At 40.0% G+C, this 19,188-nt stretch carries 23 protein-coding genes and 1 pseudogene; 19 read left to right on the plus strand and 5 right to left on the minus strand.

Annotation, left to right across the window (positions count from 1 at the left end):
• The first annotated feature begins 13 nt into the window (after window positions 1–13).
• The 8 genes from ACFVAD_RS10670 to ACFVAD_RS10705 all read left to right on the plus strand — a co-directional run bounded on the left by ACFVAD_RS10670 (window position 14) and on the right by ACFVAD_RS10705 (window position 7,422).
• Window positions 14–1,054 (plus strand): methionine ABC transporter ATP-binding protein, encoded by a 1,041-nt coding sequence (locus ACFVAD_RS10670; RefSeq protein ID WP_386639311.1) that lies wholly within the window; start codon window positions 14–16, stop codon window positions 1,052–1,054.
• Entirely contained in the window at window positions 1,026–1,700 is a 675-nt protein-coding gene (locus ACFVAD_RS10675) for a methionine ABC transporter permease (RefSeq protein WP_386639315.1), read from the plus strand. Before ACFVAD_RS10670 ends, ACFVAD_RS10675 begins: the two co-directional genes overlap by 29 nt.
• Window positions 1,701–1,710: 10 nt before the next feature.
• Window positions 1,711–2,832 (plus strand): alpha-hydroxy-acid oxidizing protein, encoded by a 1,122-nt coding sequence (locus ACFVAD_RS10680; protein ID WP_386639317.1) that lies wholly within the window; start codon window positions 1,711–1,713, stop codon window positions 2,830–2,832.
• A 69-nt stretch (window positions 2,833–2,901) separates the two neighbouring features.
• Window positions 2,902–3,420, plus strand: a complete 519-nt coding sequence (locus ACFVAD_RS10685; RefSeq protein WP_386639670.1) for a type 1 glutamine amidotransferase domain-containing protein — start codon at window positions 2,902–2,904, stop codon at window positions 3,418–3,420.
• Window positions 3,421–3,484: 64 nt separating this feature from the next.
• A complete protein-coding gene (locus ACFVAD_RS10690) occupies window positions 3,485–4,444 on the plus strand; it encodes a Gfo/Idh/MocA family protein (RefSeq protein WP_386639319.1) in 960 nt (319 codons plus the stop codon).
• A gap of 112 nt (window positions 4,445–4,556) precedes the next feature.
• Window positions 4,557–5,378 carry a CAP domain-containing protein gene (locus ACFVAD_RS10695; RefSeq protein ID WP_386639322.1) on the plus strand — a complete coding sequence of 274 codons (822 nt, stop codon included), beginning with the start codon at window positions 4,557–4,559 and terminating at the stop codon, window positions 5,376–5,378.
• A gap of 301 nt (window positions 5,379–5,679) precedes the next feature.
• On the plus strand, window positions 5,680–6,537 hold the full coding sequence (locus ACFVAD_RS10700) for a dimethylarginine dimethylaminohydrolase family protein (protein ID WP_386639672.1): 858 nt from the start codon (window positions 5,680–5,682) through the stop codon (window positions 6,535–6,537).
• 27 nt (window positions 6,538–6,564) lie between these two features.
• Window positions 6,565–7,422 (plus strand): YihY/virulence factor BrkB family protein, encoded by an 858-nt coding sequence (locus ACFVAD_RS10705; RefSeq protein ID WP_386639325.1) that lies wholly within the window; start codon window positions 6,565–6,567, stop codon window positions 7,420–7,422.
• 50 nt (window positions 7,423–7,472) lie between these two features.
• On the opposite strand, the gene ACFVAD_RS10710 is transcribed toward ACFVAD_RS10705, so the two are convergent.
• Together ACFVAD_RS10710 and ACFVAD_RS10715 are read right to left on the minus strand one after the other, a co-directional pair.
• Window positions 7,473–7,793 (minus strand): hypothetical protein, encoded by a 321-nt coding sequence (locus tag ACFVAD_RS10710; RefSeq protein WP_386639328.1) that lies wholly within the window; start codon window positions 7,791–7,793, stop codon window positions 7,473–7,475.
• 374 nt (window positions 7,794–8,167) lie between these two features.
• Window positions 8,168–8,374 carry a hypothetical protein gene (locus ACFVAD_RS10715; RefSeq protein ID WP_386639330.1) on the minus strand — a complete coding sequence of 69 codons (207 nt, stop codon included), beginning with the start codon at window positions 8,372–8,374 and terminating at the stop codon, window positions 8,168–8,170.
• A gap of 213 nt (window positions 8,375–8,587) precedes the next feature.
• Between ACFVAD_RS10715 and ACFVAD_RS10720 the strand changes: the two genes are divergently transcribed.
• From ACFVAD_RS10720 to ACFVAD_RS10735, 4 genes are all read left to right on the plus strand, one after another.
• On the plus strand, window positions 8,588–8,953 hold the full coding sequence (locus ACFVAD_RS10720; protein ID WP_386639333.1) for a hypothetical protein: 366 nt from the start codon (window positions 8,588–8,590) through the stop codon (window positions 8,951–8,953).
• A 68-nt stretch (window positions 8,954–9,021) separates the two neighbouring features.
• Window positions 9,022–9,324, plus strand: a complete 303-nt coding sequence (locus tag ACFVAD_RS10725; protein WP_386639335.1) for a hypothetical protein — start codon at window positions 9,022–9,024, stop codon at window positions 9,322–9,324.
• A gap of 100 nt (window positions 9,325–9,424) precedes the next feature.
• A complete protein-coding gene (locus ACFVAD_RS10730; RefSeq protein ID WP_386639338.1) occupies window positions 9,425–11,686 on the plus strand; it encodes an AAA domain-containing protein in 2,262 nt (753 codons plus the stop codon).
• 100 nt (window positions 11,687–11,786) lie between these two features.
• Window positions 11,787–12,494, plus strand: coding sequence for a DsbA family oxidoreductase (locus ACFVAD_RS10735; protein WP_386639675.1), 708 nt, complete (start codon window positions 11,787–11,789; stop codon window positions 12,492–12,494).
• A gap of 84 nt (window positions 12,495–12,578) precedes the next feature.
• Here the strand turns inward: ACFVAD_RS10735 and ACFVAD_RS10740 are convergent, their stop codons facing one another.
• Complete coding sequence (locus ACFVAD_RS10740) at window positions 12,579–13,658, minus strand: citrate synthase/methylcitrate synthase (protein ID WP_386639341.1); 1,080 nt, start codon at window positions 13,656–13,658, stop codon at window positions 12,579–12,581.
• 114 nt (window positions 13,659–13,772) lie between these two features.
• Here ACFVAD_RS10740 and ACFVAD_RS10745 point away from each other — a divergent pair, with 114 nt between their 5' ends.
• The 6 genes and pseudogenes from ACFVAD_RS10745 to ACFVAD_RS10770 form a co-directional block, all read left to right on the plus strand.
• Entirely contained in the window at window positions 13,773–14,651 is an 879-nt protein-coding gene (locus ACFVAD_RS10745) for a LysR family transcriptional regulator (protein ID WP_386639344.1), read from the plus strand.
• A 105-nt stretch (window positions 14,652–14,756) separates the two neighbouring features.
• Window positions 14,757–15,065 (plus strand): ArsR/SmtB family transcription factor, encoded by a 309-nt coding sequence (locus tag ACFVAD_RS10750; protein ID WP_386639347.1) that lies wholly within the window; start codon window positions 14,757–14,759, stop codon window positions 15,063–15,065.
• Window positions 15,066–15,385: 320 nt separating this feature from the next.
• Window positions 15,386–16,333, plus strand: coding sequence for an LLM class oxidoreductase (locus tag ACFVAD_RS10755; protein ID WP_386639350.1), 948 nt, complete (start codon window positions 15,386–15,388; stop codon window positions 16,331–16,333).
• 423 nt (window positions 16,334–16,756) lie between these two features.
• A complete protein-coding gene (locus ACFVAD_RS10760; protein ID WP_386639352.1) occupies window positions 16,757–17,038 on the plus strand; it encodes a DUF3219 family protein in 282 nt (93 codons plus the stop codon).
• A gap of 22 nt (window positions 17,039–17,060) precedes the next feature.
• On the plus strand, window positions 17,061–18,041 hold the full coding sequence (locus tag ACFVAD_RS10765) for an LLM class flavin-dependent oxidoreductase (RefSeq protein WP_386639355.1): 981 nt from the start codon (window positions 17,061–17,063) through the stop codon (window positions 18,039–18,041).
• Window positions 18,042–18,063: 22 nt separating this feature from the next.
• Window positions 18,064–18,207 (plus strand): annotated as a pseudogene (locus tag ACFVAD_RS10770) (tRNA 2-thiouridine(34) synthase MnmA); the annotation flags it as partial.
• A gap of 115 nt (window positions 18,208–18,322) precedes the next feature.
• Here ACFVAD_RS10770 and ACFVAD_RS10775 read toward each other — a convergent pair.
• Entirely contained in the window at window positions 18,323–18,622 is a 300-nt protein-coding gene (locus ACFVAD_RS10775) for a spore coat protein (protein WP_386639358.1), read from the minus strand.
• Window positions 18,615–18,827 (minus strand): hypothetical protein, encoded by a 213-nt coding sequence (locus ACFVAD_RS10780; RefSeq protein WP_386639361.1) that lies wholly within the window; start codon window positions 18,825–18,827, stop codon window positions 18,615–18,617. The genes ACFVAD_RS10775 and ACFVAD_RS10780 overlap by 8 nt, the downstream gene beginning before the upstream one ends.
• Before the next feature lie 144 nt (window positions 18,828–18,971).
• On the opposite strand from ACFVAD_RS10780, the gene ACFVAD_RS10785 reads away from it, so the two are divergent.
• Window positions 18,972–19,187 (plus strand): spore coat protein, encoded by a 216-nt coding sequence (locus tag ACFVAD_RS10785; RefSeq protein WP_386639364.1) that lies wholly within the window; start codon window positions 18,972–18,974, stop codon window positions 19,185–19,187.
• The last annotated feature ends 1 nt before the right edge of the window (window position 19,188 follow it).

Genomic DNA, 19,188 nt, shown 5'->3' on the forward strand with positions numbered 1-19,188 from the left:
GGAGGGATACATAATGATTAGACTCGATAACATCTCCAAAAGCTTTGTCTCCAAGAAATCCAGCATCGAGGCTTTGAAAAATGTTTCGTTGGAGGTGCAGCAAGGCGAGATTTTTGGTGTAATCGGCTACAGTGGAGCGGGAAAAAGCACCCTGATCCGTTGTGTCAATCTTCTGGAAAAACCAACAAAAGGAAAGGTTTTTGTTGACGGGCTTGAATTGACTTCTCTTACCTCCAAAAAGCTTTTAGCATCACGCCGAAAAATAGGAATGATCTTTCAGGGGTTCAATCTGCTAAAAACCGCTACAGTATATGAAAATATCGCCATACCTTTGCGGTTGACCGGTGTATCTAAAAAGGAGATAGAGAATAGAGTAGACAAATATCTGGGAATTGTCGGTCTATTGGACAAAAAAGACGCGTATCCAAGTCAGCTTTCAGGTGGGCAAAAGCAACGGGTCGCAATCGCAAGGGCGCTTTCCAATGAACCTAGGGTACTATTAAGCGATGAGGCAACAAGCGCATTGGACCCTGATACAACAGAGGCGATTCTGGATCTATTACTGAAGATAAATAAAGAACTGGGTATAACCATTCTCCTGATTACCCATGAAATGCATGTCATTCAAAAGGTCTGTGATCGGGTGGCGGTGATGGAAAATGGCGAAGTGGTCGAGCAGGGCCTCACCAAAGATGTATTCACATCGCCTGGACATCCTACAACGAAAAAGTTTGTAAATAGTATTTTCAATCACCAACTCACGCCTGAACTATTAGAGACTTTAGGGGATAATGGGGAAATCGTTTCCTTGAAATTCCTGGGGCATTCCTCCAAAGATCCTGCTTTAGCTGTTGTGAGCAAAAAATTCGATGTGTATCCTAATATTTTGTCTGGAAACATTACACAGTTAAAGGAACATCCTTTTGGAAGTCTTCTCGTTCATATCAAAGGGGAAGAGTCAGAGGTTCAAAGGGCGATACAATACTTAAAAGAGCAAAATATACAAGTGGAGGGAGCGGATCATCATGTTAAACACAATAAGCGAATTTCATAGTGAGTGGGGAGATGCTGTCTGGCAAGCCGTTCTGGAAACCCTGCAAATGGTTGGGATTGCACTTTTCATTTCGGTACTGATCGGCCTTCCGCTTGGGATTCTCCTTGTCTTGACAAGACCAGGAAAGAATTTGGAAAACAAGTATGTCTACGGTCTTTTAAATTTATTGATAAACGTAGTACGGTCCATCCCGTTCATCATCCTATTATTTTTTATTCTGCCTTTTACGAAACTTGTGGTAGGAACAACGATGGGTGTAGCAGGTGTTATGGTTCCTCTCGTCGTGTACACCGCTCCATATATTGCACGACTGATGGAGAATTCCCTGCTTGAAGTGGATAGAGGGGTTTTGGAAGCATATGAAGCAATGGGAATTAAAAGTAAAGATATCATCTGGAATGTGATGATACGAGAAGCAAGTCCTTCCATTGTACTCGGGTTAACGATTGCAACAATCGGGTTGATTGGAGCTACAGCGATGGCAGGTCTTGTTGGGGCTGGAGGACTCGGTGATCTCGGTTATCGATATGGTCATCTGCGGTATGTAGAAGAAGTGATGTATGTAACCGTCTTTCTATTAATTATTTTGGTACAGGGCATTCAGACTCTTGGAAATGTTGTTGCAAGAACGCTTAAAAAGGATTAGGGGTGAGAAAGTGGCAGTGGACCTTTTGAAAAAACGGATAATTAAGTATGCAGAATGGGAACAGGAAGCTAAAAAACGAATGGAGCCTCACGCTTTTACTTATATCCAAAGTGGTGCAGGACATGAGGAAACATTGAGTGCAAATGAAGAAGCTTTTCACAGATGGAAAATAAGGCCAAGATTTTTGAAGGATGTCTCAGTAAGAGACCTGTCCATAACCCTTTTCGGAAAGAAACACCCCACTCCCTTCTTCTTGGCTCCAATCGGGATGCAGGGGATCGCCCATCCGGAAGGAGAAAAAGCAACTGCGAGAGCAGCCAAACAGATGAACGTTCCATTTATTACAAGTTCCGTATCCACCTATTCTCTTGAGGAAATCGCACATGAATCAGGGGATAATACAAGGTGGTTTCAATTATATTGGAGCAGGGATTGGGAAATCACTGCAAGCTTTGTGAAACGGGCTGAACAGGCAGGATCCGAGGCAATTGTCGTAACCTTGGACACGGCACTACTGGGATTCAGGAAAAGTGATTTGACTCATGGCTACTCACCATTGAAACTAGGGAAAGGGGCAGCGAACTATTTTTCCGATCCGGTTTTTCTATCACGATTACATGAAAGCCCTGAAGACAATTTGGAGGCGGCGTTAAAGGAACTTGTAAATGTCGTATACGAACCAACTCTCTCCTGGGAGGACTTGAGTTTCCTAAGAAAACAAACGAATCTACCCATTATTTTAAAGGGTATCCTACATCCTGAAGATGCCAGACTTGCCCTTGAATATGGGATGGACGGTGTTATCGTTTCCAATCATGGGGGGCGACAATTGGATGGATGCATTGCGGCCTTGGATGCTTTGGAGGAAGTAGCAAATGCAATAAGGGGTAAAATCCCAGTCCTTTTCGACAGTGGAATCCGCAGAGGTCCTGATGTGATTAAGGCAATTGCGCTTGGAGCAGACGCAGTCCTGGTAGGCCGTCCATATATTTATGGGTTGGCAGCTGACGGGCAAAATGGTGTGGAACAGGTGCTTCAGAACCTACAGACAGATGCGGATGCAACCCTGGCCCTAAGTGGCTTGTCCTCCATTAATGACATAAAGCATGATATTTTAGTGAAAAATGGCTGAGTAATATTTGCAAAACTCAATTTACTCCTTCACAATGACAGTATGCCAATATAAAAGGAGGCGTTTCCCATCAAACTACATAACAAAAAAATTATTCAACTCGTCAGTGACGATTTTGAAGATCTTGAACTTTGGTATCCGGTTCTGCGTCTGAGGGAAGAAGGAGCGTCTGTCGTCATTGCGGGAGAAAAATCCGATGCGACATATGTCGGAAAATATGGTGTTCCGATTGAATCGGATGTGTCATTCCATGACCTGGACCCGAACGATTACGATGCAATCTTAGTTCCAGGCGGTTGGTCGCCGGATAAACTGAGAAGGTATGATGATATTTTATCGCTTATAAGAGTGATGAACGACCAGCAAAAACCGATCGGACAAATTTGTCATGCAGGCTGGGTCCTGATCTCAGCGAAGATTCTCCAAGGTAAAAAAGTGACAAGTACACCCGGAATAAAAGATGACATGATCAATGCAGGGGCAACCTGGGTGAATGAACCGGTTGTAGTGGATGGCAACCTTATTTCCAGCCGCCGTCCGCCAGACTTGCCTGATTATATGCGCGAGTTCATCAAGGTGTTAAGCTAGGTAGTTTTCCGTTATGACGGGAGACTATCTTTCTTCGTGTTTTCAAGTTTAAGGGGGAAGTAGCATGAGTAATGTAAAAAGAGTAGGAATTGTAGGGCTTGGGGTAATCGGACAACGCTTAATTTCAGAATTTAAAAAGTCATCCTCCATTGAGATTGCGGGGATTTGTGATAGACATAAGGTATTGGCTGAACAAACATCCACTGAACTTGGTGGTGTTCCATTTTATACTGATTTTAATGAACTAATAAAACAAGAGAATGTTGACTTTATTTATGTGGCAGTGCCACCAGCAATCCACTATAACGTAGTGATGGCAGCTTTCGCACATAATAAGCACGTTCTATGCGAAAAGCCGTTGGCAAATTCGGAGCAGGAAGGATTACAGATGTTAAAAGATGCAGAGAGAGCCGGGCTTATTCATGCGATGCATTTTCCTTTAGCATACCAAAAAGCCTTCTTTTTTATGAGAGAACTTGTGGAGCAAGATTTTCTAGGGGATATCAGGCGTATTCACCTTAAAATGCATTTTCCAGAATGGCCAAGGCCTTGGCAGCAAACTCCTTGGATCGGCAAAAGGGAACAGGGTGGATTTATCAGGGAGATCACCCCACACTATCTGCAAATGATATTGTCTTTATTTGGACCGGTAAAAGAAGTGCAAAGTTCTTTGGAATTCCCTCCAGATGAAACAGCAAGTGAAATTGGCGCCATTGCAACAATCGAACTGGAAAGTGGAATAAAAGTTCTGGTAGATGGCCTGGTAGGACAAGCAGAAAAAGAACATCTCTCCTTTTCCATACATGGCACAAAGCAATCCGTAGCGCTCGATGATTGGAGAATCGTAAAATCAGCTAAGATGGGAGAAGATTGGCATCCTGTTGATTTGAACGAAATAAAGCTCCCACAATACAGCCTGATAGAAGAGCTGGTTAAAAAGCTTGATGGTCACGAAGCCTATCTAGTGGGCTTTGATGAAGGCTACGCTGTTCAACGATTATTGGAAAAGATAATAGAAGGTTAAAGAACAGGGGCCAGGCACCTGTTTTCTCCTTTTTTCACGTTTATTACCAATAATACTTTTCCTTTTAAAAGAAAAGCTATTATCGTAATAACTTTGGAAAAGGAGATGTCACATGAAAAAATTTGTTTATCTGGTTTCCGTACTCACATTAACACTATCCATGCTTGTTGCATGTGGAGACAACAATAATAATATGGAAAATAATGCAGCGCCTGAAAACACTTCCTATAACAATGCATTGGACGATACAGTAAGAAATATTAACAATGATCGTAATGTAAGAGATGGCATAAGCGGAGAGGTCCAAAAAATTAATCATGGGTTTTTAACCATCGATCCAAACTCTTTTAGCACAAGCACTCCAAGCAATAAGTTTCCGCACTCTCAGAAAGTGGAGCAGTATGGACAATTTGGTGTATATAAGTTCCAACAAGAAAAACCTAAAGGTGAACAGCCTAGAACACAACAAGGACAGCCTGCACCTGCACAGGAAAAACCTGAAGGTCAGCCTGAAGCAAAGCAAGACCAGGCACCAGCCGCTGAAACAACAGAAGGAATCTCAGAAACAGAACAGAAAGTAATTGAATTGACAAATGCAGAAAGACGCAAAAACGGCCTTTCCGATCTTAAAGCGGATTCTGCTCTAAGTAATGTTGCTAGAGAGAAGTCCAAGGATATGAAAGCAAAGAATTACTTCTCACACACAAGCCCTACGTACGGTTCTCCATTCGATATGATGAGGGATTTTGGAATTACTTATAATACGGCTGGAGAGAATATTGCCATGGGGCAACGCAGTCCTGAGGAAGTAGTACAGGCCTGGATGAACTCCGAAGGCCATCGTAAAAACATCCTGAATGGCAATTTCACCCACATCGGTGTAGGATATGTTAAGGATGGAAATTACTGGACACAAATGTTTATCGGAAAATAGTATGTGATGGATAAAAAGAGGCTGGAACATATCTATAATGTTCAATATTAATGATGAATAATCTTGGTTAGAAAAGACTCTTTAAAGAAAAAATCCGAACTAATTCAACATTCTAATCGTAGAATCATGAATTGTAGTTCGGATTTTTCTTTGGCTAAAATACTTTTGTCACAGCCTCATTTTTATAATAATCATTTATTAAAATAATATTTCAAATAAAGGTTTAACGCTTTTCCACTTTCGGGAATGTATCTTATAAAAACAATGGATATTGAACGGGGGATTTCAAGTGACAATCGATATGGCAGCTACTCGTAAAAATTTTGAATTACAGTGCAACAGTGAATATGAAAGATTGGAAAAGGTTTTGGTGTGTCCTCCTACATTCATGAGCATCAGCGAAATCATCAATGAAACACAAAAGCAGTATGCAGAGGAGAATATTGATGAAAGTGTGGCCACCAAGCAGCATCGGAATTTTGTTGCAAAAATGAAAGTGGAAGGAATTGAAGTAATTAGTCTGGAAGCATTGGAACAGTTTCCAGAGCAGGTCTTTACACGAGATATTGGATTTACGCTTGGAGATAAGGTCTTTGTTTCCAATATGGGCAGTGAAATCAGACATGGCGAAGAACAGCTTTTCAAGAATTGGCTTGATGAGCAAGGCGCTCCCTTTCTATCACTAACAGACAACAGTATAGAAGGCGGAGATGTGATTGTAGACCGTGATGTCATTTTTATAGGAATCAGCGGTCGGACTTCAAGCGAGGCCATACATAAGCTTTCTGAAGCGTTGTCAGGGTTTACAGTTAAAGAAATCCCTATAGATAAATCATATTTGCATTTGGACTGTGTATTTAACGTCCTTTCTCAATCAGAGGCACTTATTTTCCCTCCTGCTCTGAGGAAAGAGGAACTGGATTATTTGTCCACGCGTTATGAGCTGATTGAGGTTACGAAAGAAGAGCAGTTCACCATGGGGACGAACGTTCTTTCCATTGGGAATAAAAAGGTAATCAGTCTTCCTTGCAATAAGAAGGTGAACAAGGATATGCGAGACAGAGGGTATGAAGTCATTGAAGTGGACATATCAGAAATCATTAAATCCGGTGGTTCATTCCGCTGCTGTACATTGCCTGTAAAGCGTTCAAATAGATAATAAATACAAAGAAGGAAGTGGGAGAGCATGGGAAGGGCTATCAAATTCGGTAAAAGACTAGGTAAGGAAATGAAGGACGATCGGGCAACAGGACTTGCTGCGGAACAGGCGTACTATTATATGCTTGCTATTTTCCCGTTGTTGATATTAACACTTTCCATCCTTCCCTATCTGTCCATCGATCCCGTAAAAGCAATCGAATTTTTGAATACGATTATGCCGCAGCAGACAGTGGAGCTGATTGAGGACAGCATATACGAATTTATTAGTAAGCCTAATGGGGGGCTACTCACTTTTGGTATCCTTGGCACAATATGGTCCGCTTCCAATGGCATGAACGCATTTATTAAGGCGATGAATGAAGCATTCAATGCACAGGAAACCAGATCGTTTATTATGGTCCGTCTATTATCCATCGGTCTTACAATTGGATTGATTTTCGCCTTTTTAATTGCATTTTTTCTGCCGATATTTGGTGGTGTGATTATCAGTAGCTTGGAGAAATTCATTAATATTCCTGGTGGAACTTCAATGCTTCTGAATGTTCTGCGTTTCATCATTGCATTTGTAGTCATTTTTACCATAATAACTATACTTTATCGAGTAGCACCGAATGTGGATAAAAGCTTCAAGGAAGTCATCCCGGGTTCTCTTGTAGCAACCATCATATGGCAGCTAATCTCCCTTGGATTCTCTTTCTATGTAAGCAATTTTGGCAATTATTCGACCACTTACGGAAGCTTGGGCGGAGTGATTGTACTTATGCTGTGGCTGTTCCTGACTGGACTTGCATTGGTCATCGGGGGAGAAATAAACGCTATCTATCATAAAGATAATATTAGAACGAATAAAATGTATCATGATGAAGAATTCACAGCATTATGAAAAACCGCGGAAGCTCATAAGAGCTTCCGCGGTTTTTTATGATTCAGGATTTAGATCTCTCTAGGATAATGATCCGTCTTTTGATTGGCACTTGTTTTAAACAGTGTATCAAGGAGTCGTTTCAACTCACTGATTGTAAAAGTGAAAACAGATTTTTTCCAATCCAGATCATTTTTTAATTCATCTTTTTTAATTTTCATCTTTTCGGTTTGGATATTGATAGCTTCCTTTTCCTCTTGCAGTCTCATCTCAATCCTTTGAATGGACTCAAATGTGGGCTTTGTCTCTCTGCGAAATGCAATGGCAGAGACGACGAACACAATTATGGAGATAAGGAAAATACCACCACTAATGTACAGTAATAAAAACATACTATCCCTCCAAATTTTTCTCTTTCTTATTAGCTCTTTTCGTAAAGTTTGTTGCTTATGACTTTAAAAAATCGGCTTTTGGATTTTTTACTGAGATAAACTTCGTATAATTTAAAAATTATATTATCTCATACACCGAAAAGAGCACGAAAATATGTAAATTTTCGTGTTCACATTGTATTCGTCAAAAGCAACAATTTCTGTGAAAATAGCCTTCTTATTTATCTACCCAAATAAAAAAACCAGCTAACCTTAGCCGGTTCTCATGGTGTGCTTAAGATAAATGGAGGTGACAAAATGAATTTTATAGAGGGCTGCAATCTGAAGGGGACCACTATGATTTTAGACATCTGTTTACACCTGAAAAGGATAGATTAGAGTTGTTTGATTTCTTCCTCAAAATAGAAAGTTTTAGGATACTCTTTTAGTGTGTAGGAATATCTCTTTAAATTCGGAACGTAGTTGAACTTGCTGATGGTTACTTGCTCGCCTGTGCTTTTTAAAACAACTTTTTCGTTGTCTTGAAATTTATTTTTTAGTTTCAATATTTGTTCCTTCTTCCATTGTGAAGTTTTAATCATTCATTCATTATCTCATATATTCCTCATTATGCCCATGAAAACCGTAAATATATTTTCGACAGACCTTATTCCTCCCCACATAAAAAATATAATCGTGGTAGTAATTGGCATTTAGGGGTATACTAGAGGGAGAAGGTAACTTCCTTTGGTATCCTGGTGTACAGACTCACCGTCTAAAGGTGTGAAACCGACATACAGAAAGGATGACCAAATATGTCAGTAACACTTTATCAAGCAAGAGCTGGAGACGGCATGAAAAAGCGTGGGCTGAAAAGAGCGGATACATTTTTCCGCACGCCTGCTGAAGCAGTATCAGAAGCATTAGCATTAAAGGAAAGAATGGATAGTACCTATAAAAATGAAATTGACTGGGATTACAAGGCGATGCTGAAAGGATCCACAAGCAAGCTGAAAATCCTCAAAGGCTACCTTGGCGGCGATAAAGCGTCCAACCCGTTTTACCTGGAGATCAGTGCAACAGAAAATGTGAAAGCAGAACCTGTTTCACCAATCAAGCCGAAAAATGTATCAAAAGAAGACAAAAAAGTCGAGAAAACAGTAGTAAAGTTTTATAAATAGAAGGAAAAGTGTCCGATTTCTTATAAATAAGAGATCTGGCACTTTTTTGTATCGAGAAGGAGATCAAGATGAGAGATAAAGTGTTGGAGAGCTTGAAGCAGGCACTCGATGATTGGAAAATGATGCAACAGACAGAGGGGGATGAAGGCGCAGAATGGGCAGAGAAATTCGAACGAGATTTCTATCTGTTCATTGATGAGTTTGAAAATTGGTTTACTACACTTCCTAAAAGACCAATACTGCAGGAAGAGGCGGAATCCTTGGACCTTGTGGTCACCATTCAAGATCTGCTTCCGGGACCTCTTTTGTTGAACTTTCTGAATGAGCTAGAGCGGATAGTGGACGGGGAAACCGCCCAATGGTTTGATTAGTAGTTAGAATCATCATCTGGATTATGCTATAGTATAGCAACAATAGCAAGAAACCCTGTCAATCCGGACGGGGTTTCTTCAGGTACGAAGGAAGATAGTAATGAAGAAAAACTTACTTGGTAACATTAAGGAATGGCAAAAAGCCATCCAAATAGAAATCATGCATCTTAAAAAGTATGGCAGTTCAAAGTATTTAGTTCGAAATGGACATCTATTTTCAAGAGAAAAAGGATTTACCTATTTCTTTGAAGCACCTCAATCAATTAGAATACCCGTTGGAAGCAAGATCAAGCTGGAATGGGGAACTCTGTCGAAGGAGGGGAAAGTCCTTACCTCGGAAGGCAAGAGTGTCATCCTCACTTTTGAGGAAACCTTGGGCACCAATCTTTCAGAGGCATACATCCACTATGATCCCTGGGAACTTTTAGATAACCTTTTTGAAAGAATGGAAGAACTGAAGGAAAATAAAAATAAGCGTACAAGGGTTAAAAGGCTGCTAAATCCCAGCCAAGAAGTGAATCACCCCAAGGAGATAATAAAAAGCAATGTGCACGAGCTTATCCTCCGGTCCAAGTATAATCCTGTCACATTTGTATGGGGGCCCCCTGGTACTGGAAAAACCTATACCCTTGCCCGTGTTGCAGCCAATAAATATTTCAAAAAGAAAAAAGTGCTGATCCTTTCACACAGTAATCAGGCGGTGGATGTGCTGATCAAAGAGATTGCTTCCTTCATATCAAAGAAGGAACGTTTTGTGGAAGGAGATGTACTACGGTACGGGACACAAAGCCTTTCCATACTTTCACAGCCATTCGCGCTTTCCACTAGCCAGCTTTTAGAAACGGACCACCCAGAGCTTGCAATGGAAAAAAATGCGCTGATAGAGGAAAGAGGTCTTCTGAACAGGGACTTGTATAAGTCTTTCAGTAAGAGGGATTCCGCACAGCTTTTGGAAATTGAAAGCAAGCTCGGAAGAATTCTGGAGAAAATTCGCCAGAAAGAAATGGATTTTCTGGAAGATGCTTATATCATCGGAACCACCTTAGCAAAGGCTGCGGGTGACAAAACCATCTATGAAAAGGAATATGATGTGGTCATAGTCGACGAAGCAAGCATGGCCTATGTGCCCCAAGCCGCTTTTGCAGCTTCATTAGGTAGGCATGTCATCATCTGTGGTGATTTCAAACAGCTCCCACCAATTGCTTCCGCTAGGCATGAACTTGTGGACAAATGGCTCCGTGAAGACATATTTCACCTTGCAGGAGTGGCGGATACAGTAGAAAACGGGTTGCTTCATCCACAATTGCTGCTTTTAAAAGAGCAGAGAAGAATGCATCCGGACATATCCTCCTTCACCAATAAATATATCTATCACTCCCTGGTTGGAGATCATCCGGAAATCAAGAAAAAACGGAAGGCTATGGCCAAAAGCTTGCCATTTGCCGGGGAAGCTTCCGTCCTGCTGCAAACAAGCTTTTCAGGGGAATATGGGATGATAGATAGAGTGTCAAGGTCAAGAGTGAACCTATGGCATCTGCTACTTTCTTTTCAAAATATCCATGAAGGAAATCTTTCGGGTATAACTTCCATCGGATATATCTCTCCTTACCGCGCACAGGCGAGTCTTATGGAAGCTTTTCTGGAAGAGGTGTATTTGGAAGAAATGGCAACGGCAGAGATACTTTCTGCAACTGTTCACAGATTTCAGGGAAGTGAAAAGGATATGGTGATTTTCGATTCGGTAGACAGCTACCCACTAATGCGACCAGGAATGCTCTTGATTGGAAAAGAGAGCGAACGTTTACTGAATGTGGCTATCACAAGGACAAGAGGGAAATTTATTCATATCTGTGATACCCATTTTATGAAAAGCAAAATCGGCTCACAAAAAACGATTCGAAAACTGATTCTTCATCAGGAGTGCCACCAATATCAGGCTTTTCCGAAAGATATCGGAATATGGGTGAAAAATCAGCATGCAAAAGTCCAATGGATGCATGCGTTAAAGCTGGAAAAGGTATTCTGCGATATGAACCAATCCAAAAAGTCTGTCATTATCGGAATACCTTGCTTTTCCAACCTTTCCCCCCAATGGCTGGAGGTTCTAAAGAAATTTAAAGCTCACTCTACTTTAGTGATTGTCACAGGTCGAGATTCTGGTCAACCCCTTTTTAAGATAACGAGAGTGGTGGAAGAGCTTACTTTTCCATTTGTGATGATCGATGAAGAGATTCTTTGGCTCGGCACACCTTATGAAACTGGAAGGAATACAAGGCCTCCTCATGTTTCGGTGAGAGCGGAGTCCGCTGTCCTTTGCAGGTATCTAGTAAACCAATGGAACCTTACTGATGTAGTAATTTGATGTTCCGATTGCATTGCCACTCTAAGCAAAATAGGAGAGGATTTTGGAACATTATGATAAGATGTACCAGACATTAATTAGAAAGAGGTGCGATAAAACAATGAAGATAGAAGTTTGGTCCGACTTTGTTTGTCCATTTTGCTATATAGGAAAAAGACGACTTGAAGAAGCGTTGGAGAAGTTTCCACAACGTGATCAAGTAGAAGTACAATACAAAAGCTTTGAATTGGATCCCAACGCCAAGCGTGACACGAATCTCACCATTCATGAAATACTTGCCAAAAAGTATGGCATGCCAGTTTCCGAAGCAAAGAAGATGAGCGAGGGAGTTGCAGCTCAAGCTGCAACAGTCGGTCTTCAATTCAATTTTGATACTAACATCCCAACCAATACCTTTGATGCTCACCGTTTAGCCAAGCTCGCAGAAAAAAAGGGGAAAGATCATGAATTAACAGAAAGCCTGTTAAAAGCACATTTCACAGATTCCAAACACATTGGCAGTCTGGATTTCCTAAAGGACCTGTCTGCTGAAATCGGACTCGACGTCGCGGAAGTGGAAGAAGTGCTGAGCGGGAACCAGTATGAGCAGGACGTCCGTGCAGATGAAGCGGAAGCCCGCGAAATAGGGGTTCAAGGTGTACCTTTCTTTGTAATAAACCGTAAATATGCCATTTCCGGTGCCCAGTCGGTAGAGACATTTATTCAGGCTCTTGAAAAGGTTTGGGAAGAGGAGAACGAAAAACCTATATTAAAGACGTTTGAATCGAAGGATAAGACATCGTACTGTTCAGATGAGGGCTGTGAATGAATTAACGGTATAACTTGATAAATGAATAAGTCTAACCCCAGCGGATGCTTCTGCTGGGGTTTTTATTTTGTAAAAAGTTGCGACTCATTTGCCCACATACTTCGATAAAGGCCGGAAAATAGTGTTGTTTTCTGCCTGTTCCAGTACATGAGCAGTCCAACCGACCATCCTGCTTGCGGTGAATGTCGGGGTGAAGAGGGAGGAATCGAGCTGAAGTGCTTTCATGATCGCTGCGGCATAAAACTCTACATTTGTGTAAAGTGATCTGCCTGGCTTCAGCTCATGCAAGGTTTCAATTGCTGCGGCCTCCACTGAAAGCGCGAGGTCTAGCCACTCATCTTTTCCTACCTGCTCCATAAGATTCTCTTTTAATGCAAGTGCCCGGGGATCATGCGTTTTATATACTCTATGACCAAACCCCATCAGCTTTTCCCCTGCAAGAACTTTTCCACAAAGGTATGCCTTAACATCTTCCTGGTTTGCCACCTCATCCAACAGCCGAATGACTTCTGATGGTGCGCCGCCATGAAGAGGTCCCTTCATTGTGCCGATGGCTGAGCATACGGCTGAAGCCATATCCGATTCTGTGGATGCTGTCACCCTTGCTGAGAAAGTGGAAGCATTCATTCCATGCTCCATCGTAAGAATCATATATGTCTCAAGGGCACGTACATGTTCGGATTTTGAATGAGTGCCATTCAGCATATACAAATAATTCTCCACATGGCTGAGACTCGGATCAGGTACAACGTATGAGCGGCCTTCCAGCTTATTATTCCGGTAGGCAATAATGGTTGGCACTTTTGCTGTTATCTCAATAGCCTGTTCCAGGGTGGGTTTCCAACCATAAGACGAATCGCCGGATGCGGAAATTACGGTGCGAATGACACTCATCAGATCCATATCTGGAGGAAGAATGTCCAGTACCCCTTGCATCACAGGTGTTAAAGCTCTGTTTTGATAAAAGAAATTCTTAAACTCTAACAACTCATCAGAATCGGGAATCTCTCCATACCACAGTAGATAGGCTGCCTCCTCAAAAGAGAGTTTTTTTGTTAACTCCCTTATCTCATATCCCCGATAAATCAACTTCCCGTTCAAGCCATCCACTTCACCAATTTTTGTTTCTGCTGCAATAACACCTTTCAAACCTTGCTGGATCATTTCAATCTCTCCTTTCCTTTCTTACTTATATTTTATAAAATAAAGCTAATTATGAATATTAAATATTATTAATCAAATCAATTAAATTTCTTAATCAATAGGAGGAAAGTTTCTATGGATTTCAACTGGCTACGAACATTTGTAACCGCTGCTGATACAGCAAATTTCCGGAGGGCTGCCGAACTTTTATATCTATCACAGCCGACTGTCACCGTCCATATCAAGTTGTTGGAAAAGGAAATTGGTGCGATTTTGTTTGTTCGTGATGGAAGAAATATTGTACTGACGGAGGAAGGTAGACGCTACTTGATTCATGCCAGAAAGATTCTGGAGGCGCTTAACGAAGGAGTGGCAGACCTCCAGTCCTACCAGCAGGGTTTCACAACAACTTTGACTATCGCCATTTCCCCTTTGATAGCAGACACTATTCTTCCTTATGTACTTAAAAGCTTTATTACCAAACATCCACATGTAGAGATTTCCATCAAGATAATTGAGTCTCATGATATAGAAGTTGCTGTTTTAGCTGAGGAAGTGGACATAGGATTATCGTGTTTGCCTGGAAGCGACCCTAAAGTGAGGTGTCATTCCCTTTACCATGATACATTGGTACTAGTAGCTCCCCATGATGGCTTTGATTCAGAACGAGCACATCCTTTGGAGGCTGAGGAAGTGCTACAGTCAAGCACGTTGCTGACCCATAATCATCCAGGATACTGGGATGAGTTGTGCCAGATCATAAAAGCCAGGTTCCCACGGATTAAAATGATGAAGGTCTCTCAGGTCCATATAACGAAGCGGTTTATCGTGGAAGGTCTCGGAGTTTCTGTTCTACCCATCTCTACTGTAAGAAGAGAGCTATTAGAGGGAAGGCTCATGGAGATTGACTGCCCCGATATCACTTTACCGGAAGCACAGACATTCGCTCTCATGAAGTATGAGCATTCTATTCAAAAGGAGTTTCTTAAGTTTCTGGGGAACTATAGAATCTAGGAAAAAACGAATTAATAAAAAAAGCAAGGACAAAAACCTTCGATTGATATCCTTATAGAGGAAAATACAAATTGACATATCGGAAAATAATGATATTATAAGCCTATGGATATCATAGAAATCTTTAAAGCATTGTCTAATGAAAAACGTTTGCAGATTTTGAAGTGGTTAAAAGAGCCCGAAAACTATTTTACCCTCCCTATTTCTGAAGGGGTTAGCTTTGAGAAAGAGGGTGTATGCGTATCACAGCTGCATCAAAAGTTAAATGTAACACAATCAACAGTTTCTCAATATCTTACTATGTTACATCGGGCTGGGCTACTCGAAGCAACGCGTAAGGGGAAGTGGACATATTATAAGCGTAATGAAGAAGTTATTAAGGAAATAAGCAATTACATTGCGAAAGAGATTTGAGGATTAAAGTGAATTGCTTCAAGCAATTCACTTTAATTAATTACTATACATCGAGATTTCTGGATATATAAATATATTTTTTTATTAAAATAAATCGTTAATTCGCGATATATTAATTTATTATATACGCTTCTATGATTTCAGCTTTATTTAAGGATCTGATTTATTAATTATAGTAAGGAAGAGATTTAGACTAAATTAGAAATGGATGTCCACAAGAATAAGGATGAAGTATTCGCTTTTGTTTCCTAGTGATCCAATACAAAACGTTGCTTAATAATATACTGAACTTCTAAGAGATGAAAAGGGAGATAATTAATATGAACAAATTTGAAAAACATAATGGATATGCGAGAACATTTCAAGAAAATAAACTTACTTTAGGGTTGCTTTTTCCACTAGAAGCCTACCAAGGCAACATTCCAGAAATGGATTTGGAACAACAAATAAAACTAGCAACTGTTGCTGAAAAAGCCAATTTTGCTTCTCTATTTGTCCGAGATGTTCCATTAAATGATCCGTCATTCGGAGATGTAGGACAAATGTATGATCCGTGGGTATTCCTTAGCCATATAGCAGCGCATACAAAGAAAATTGCCTTAGGAACAGCAAGTGCGATAACGTCATTTCAACATCCATTAAATCTTGCTAAATCAGCAGCATCCTTGGACAAAATCTCAGGGGAAAGACTTTTATTTGGTCTTGCAACGGGAGATCGGCCGATTGAATTTAACGCTTATGGCGTTGACCGAGAAAAAAGGACTGAATTATATCAAGAAGCTTTTTATGTGATGAAGGAAGTTTGGGCAAAATCATTCCCAACGATTAATTCTAGTAGGGTAAATCTGACTGGAGGAACAGATCTTCTGCCAAAGCCTGCTTCAGGCGATATCCCAGTATTTGTAACAGGTTTTTCTGGGCAATCGATGGAATGGATTGCGGAAAATAGTGATGGAATACTTGGTTATCCACGTAATCCAGCTCAACAAGAGAGACTCATTAGAGATTATCGTTCATTAACAGATGGATTTAAACCATTTGCCCAATCGCTATATATTGATTTAACTGAGGATCCGAATGAAGGGCCAACATCTATTCACTTAGGGTTCAGAAGTGGCCATAAATTCTTAGTCGAATTTTTAAACGCATTACAAGAAGTCGGAGTAAACCATGTGATTATAAATAACAAATATAGTCGTCGCCCTGCAGAAGAGGTAATACAAGAATTAGCAGAAGAAGTAGTTCCTCTATTTCCGGCTTTAACGTAATCGAGCGCGTATTTAATCCTGATGACCAAACAATCGCGATGGGCGTTTTGTTAGATTATCCAGATGAGAAGAAAATTAACGGCTTAGTTAGTGATCTTGAAGAAATTGAAAAGATGTTAGAAATTAAAAATTAGAGTAGAAACATTACGAGAGAAATAAGTAAAGAAATTGGGTAAAATGACAATTATAGATTTCCTGATTATTATGATGCCTGATCTATTACGCTGTATTAAATTCAATAAAAGCGCGAATCACAAGTAAGTTGGTTACATTCTTGAAAAACACAGCAAACGGTTAATTACCTTTTTACATGGTTGTTACGAACGGAGAAAGTTTACGTTCGTCACCATATTTTAGAAAAATAAGTTAGAGTACGTTAAATGTATAAGGAATGTGTAACTTCTAGAAAGGGACGATGATGAAATGGTTACTGAAATCAAACTAAATGATACTGAAATTAAAATCGCACAATATGTTGAAAAAAAGATAGAAGGTAAAACTCAGATATCGTTAACTTTTCATGTTTCAAGTGACGACTACCATGACATAGCAACGTTATTATACAAAGGAACATTTGATGTAATCGTGCCTGAGAGACATCTTCAGTTCCGAGGAACGATTCAAGAATATTCAACATCAGTTACGAATCTATACGAAAAAGGGCAAATTGGTGAATATAAACTGACTTTGATAGAAGCGGAATAATAGAAAAGGGGGTTTTCATCTTATGAAATTAAGCATTTTAGATCAGTCTCCCATTTCAACTAATCAAACGGCATATGAAGCATTACAGGAATCAATGAATCTCGCACGCATAGGGGAGGCATTAGGATATTCACGTTATTGGATTGCTGAACATCATGCAATGCCAGGGCTTGCATGCTCCGCGCCAGAGGTAATGTTAGGGTATATTGGGGCAAATACAAAAAATATACGAATTGGCTCTGGAGCAGTTTTATTGCCATACTATAAGCCGTATAAAGTAGCAGAAACCTATCACATGTTATCCACTCTATTTCCAAATCGAATTGATGTTGGGATTGGAAGGGCACCGGGTGGTCCTGCTGAAGCAACAAATGCATTATCGGATAACTATTTGCAACATGTCTATAAAATGCCTGATTTAGTAAATGAATTAATTAAATATATAGATAATGAAGGGACCGTAGTAGAGGCTTCTCCGATACCGCAAATTAGTCCTGATCTTTGGATGTTAGGTACTAGTAGAAAAAGTGGGAATTTTGCGGCGGAAAACGGTTTAGCCTATAGTTTCGGACAATTTATGAGTGATGAAAATGGAGCAGAAATCGTCCAACAATATCGTCAGTCATTTCAACCAAGGAAAAAAGGGCAAAAACCATACGTCATTATGGCTTTATCAGTAATATGTGCAGAAACTACTCAAAAAGCTGAAGAAATTGCTTTAAGTTCAATTGCTTGGGAACTACAAAATGAGAGTATGGGAGAAAACAAAGGAGTTCCTTCTGTTGATGAGGCAAAAAGATTTCTACTAAATCTACCTAATCAAAAGTCTATTGAAAGAATAAAAAAGAAAATGATTATAGGTACTCCTAATGAAGTGAAAAGAAAAATATTAGCAATTCAATCTCAAGTATTAGCAGATGAAATCATGATTGTAACTATCACATATTCAGCAAAAGATAAGCATCAATCATATCGATTAATCGCAGAACAATTTATTAAATGAGAATGTTAACATTAATAGGAATTGGGATAAGGTGTTCACCCACTTCCTGGAAGAATATAAGGCGGGAAGAACGCCAAATCCTGATGTGATCTGCAATAAGGAAATCAAATTCAAGGCATTTTTAGAATTGACTTTTCTCTTGCGAAAGCAGGAACGCAGTACCGGTGAAGCAATAACTAGCGTGTAAGGTTGAAGATCTACCTGTGTAATATATAGAAGGGAAAAATCAGCTGTTTAATCGCAGCTGATTTTTTTTTGCATAAAACATACGTTATCTGCCCCTATTGATCTTTAAGGCTTAAAGCAGTATGAGCATCCTGCAATCTTACATTTAATTGATCACCTAAATGATTAGGATGATAATATCCATTGGCAGTCATAAACTCTGTTATCTTAGCATGTGTATCCACTGCATTTCTTAATTGCTCGCGAAGAGCTGATTTCAGTTCAGGTGTAGCTGTTTCCGTAATAGCAAATGCTAGATTTCTGACGGCAGATTTAGATGAAATCAGAAAATCCGAGGCGATTGCCCGTTCTGTTAATCCTCCCATTCCAGCCATATTTTGCAGGATATTAGTCATTTTGTGTCTCCTCCCGGTTTGTAATAAAGGTCTTAAGTTGCTTAAGTTCTTGACTTCCTGATTCTAAATCAGCAGAAAGAATCGTTTTAAGGTCTCCATCAGGAAGCAATTTGCTCATAGTTACAGCTTTTGTTAAACATACTGTTTTAAATGCAATTAACTCGAGTGTCTCCAGAGTTTCGTGTAGTCCCAAATATTTTGTCAAGAGTATCTCTCCATTCTTTAAAAACTTCTCTTATCTTACTTCAATTAGAGATACACATTCCTCCCAAAATAATCCATAACAAATAACATTTCATGGGGATAATATTCACATATTAAAGGAATTTTAAATTCAGGAGGTGAAGTCATGGAAAAGAAAAGCTTAGCTTATCATGAAACAATGGAAACACATGAGGTTTTAAACCTGAACACTGTATGCTTATTGAAATCAAAGCTTATGCAGGGCCTTTGTTTCGATAATGATTTAAAAGCACTGATGGAAAAAAATGTTCAACAGTCAATTGCAGCGATAAATGAACTTAAAGAATTTTACAAAGGGGCAAGAACCAATTATATAGAATGAG

The organism is Sutcliffiella sp. NPDC057660 (assembly GCF_042800035.1).
Lineage (GTDB): Bacteria > Bacillota > Bacilli > Bacillales > Bacillaceae_I > Sutcliffiella_A.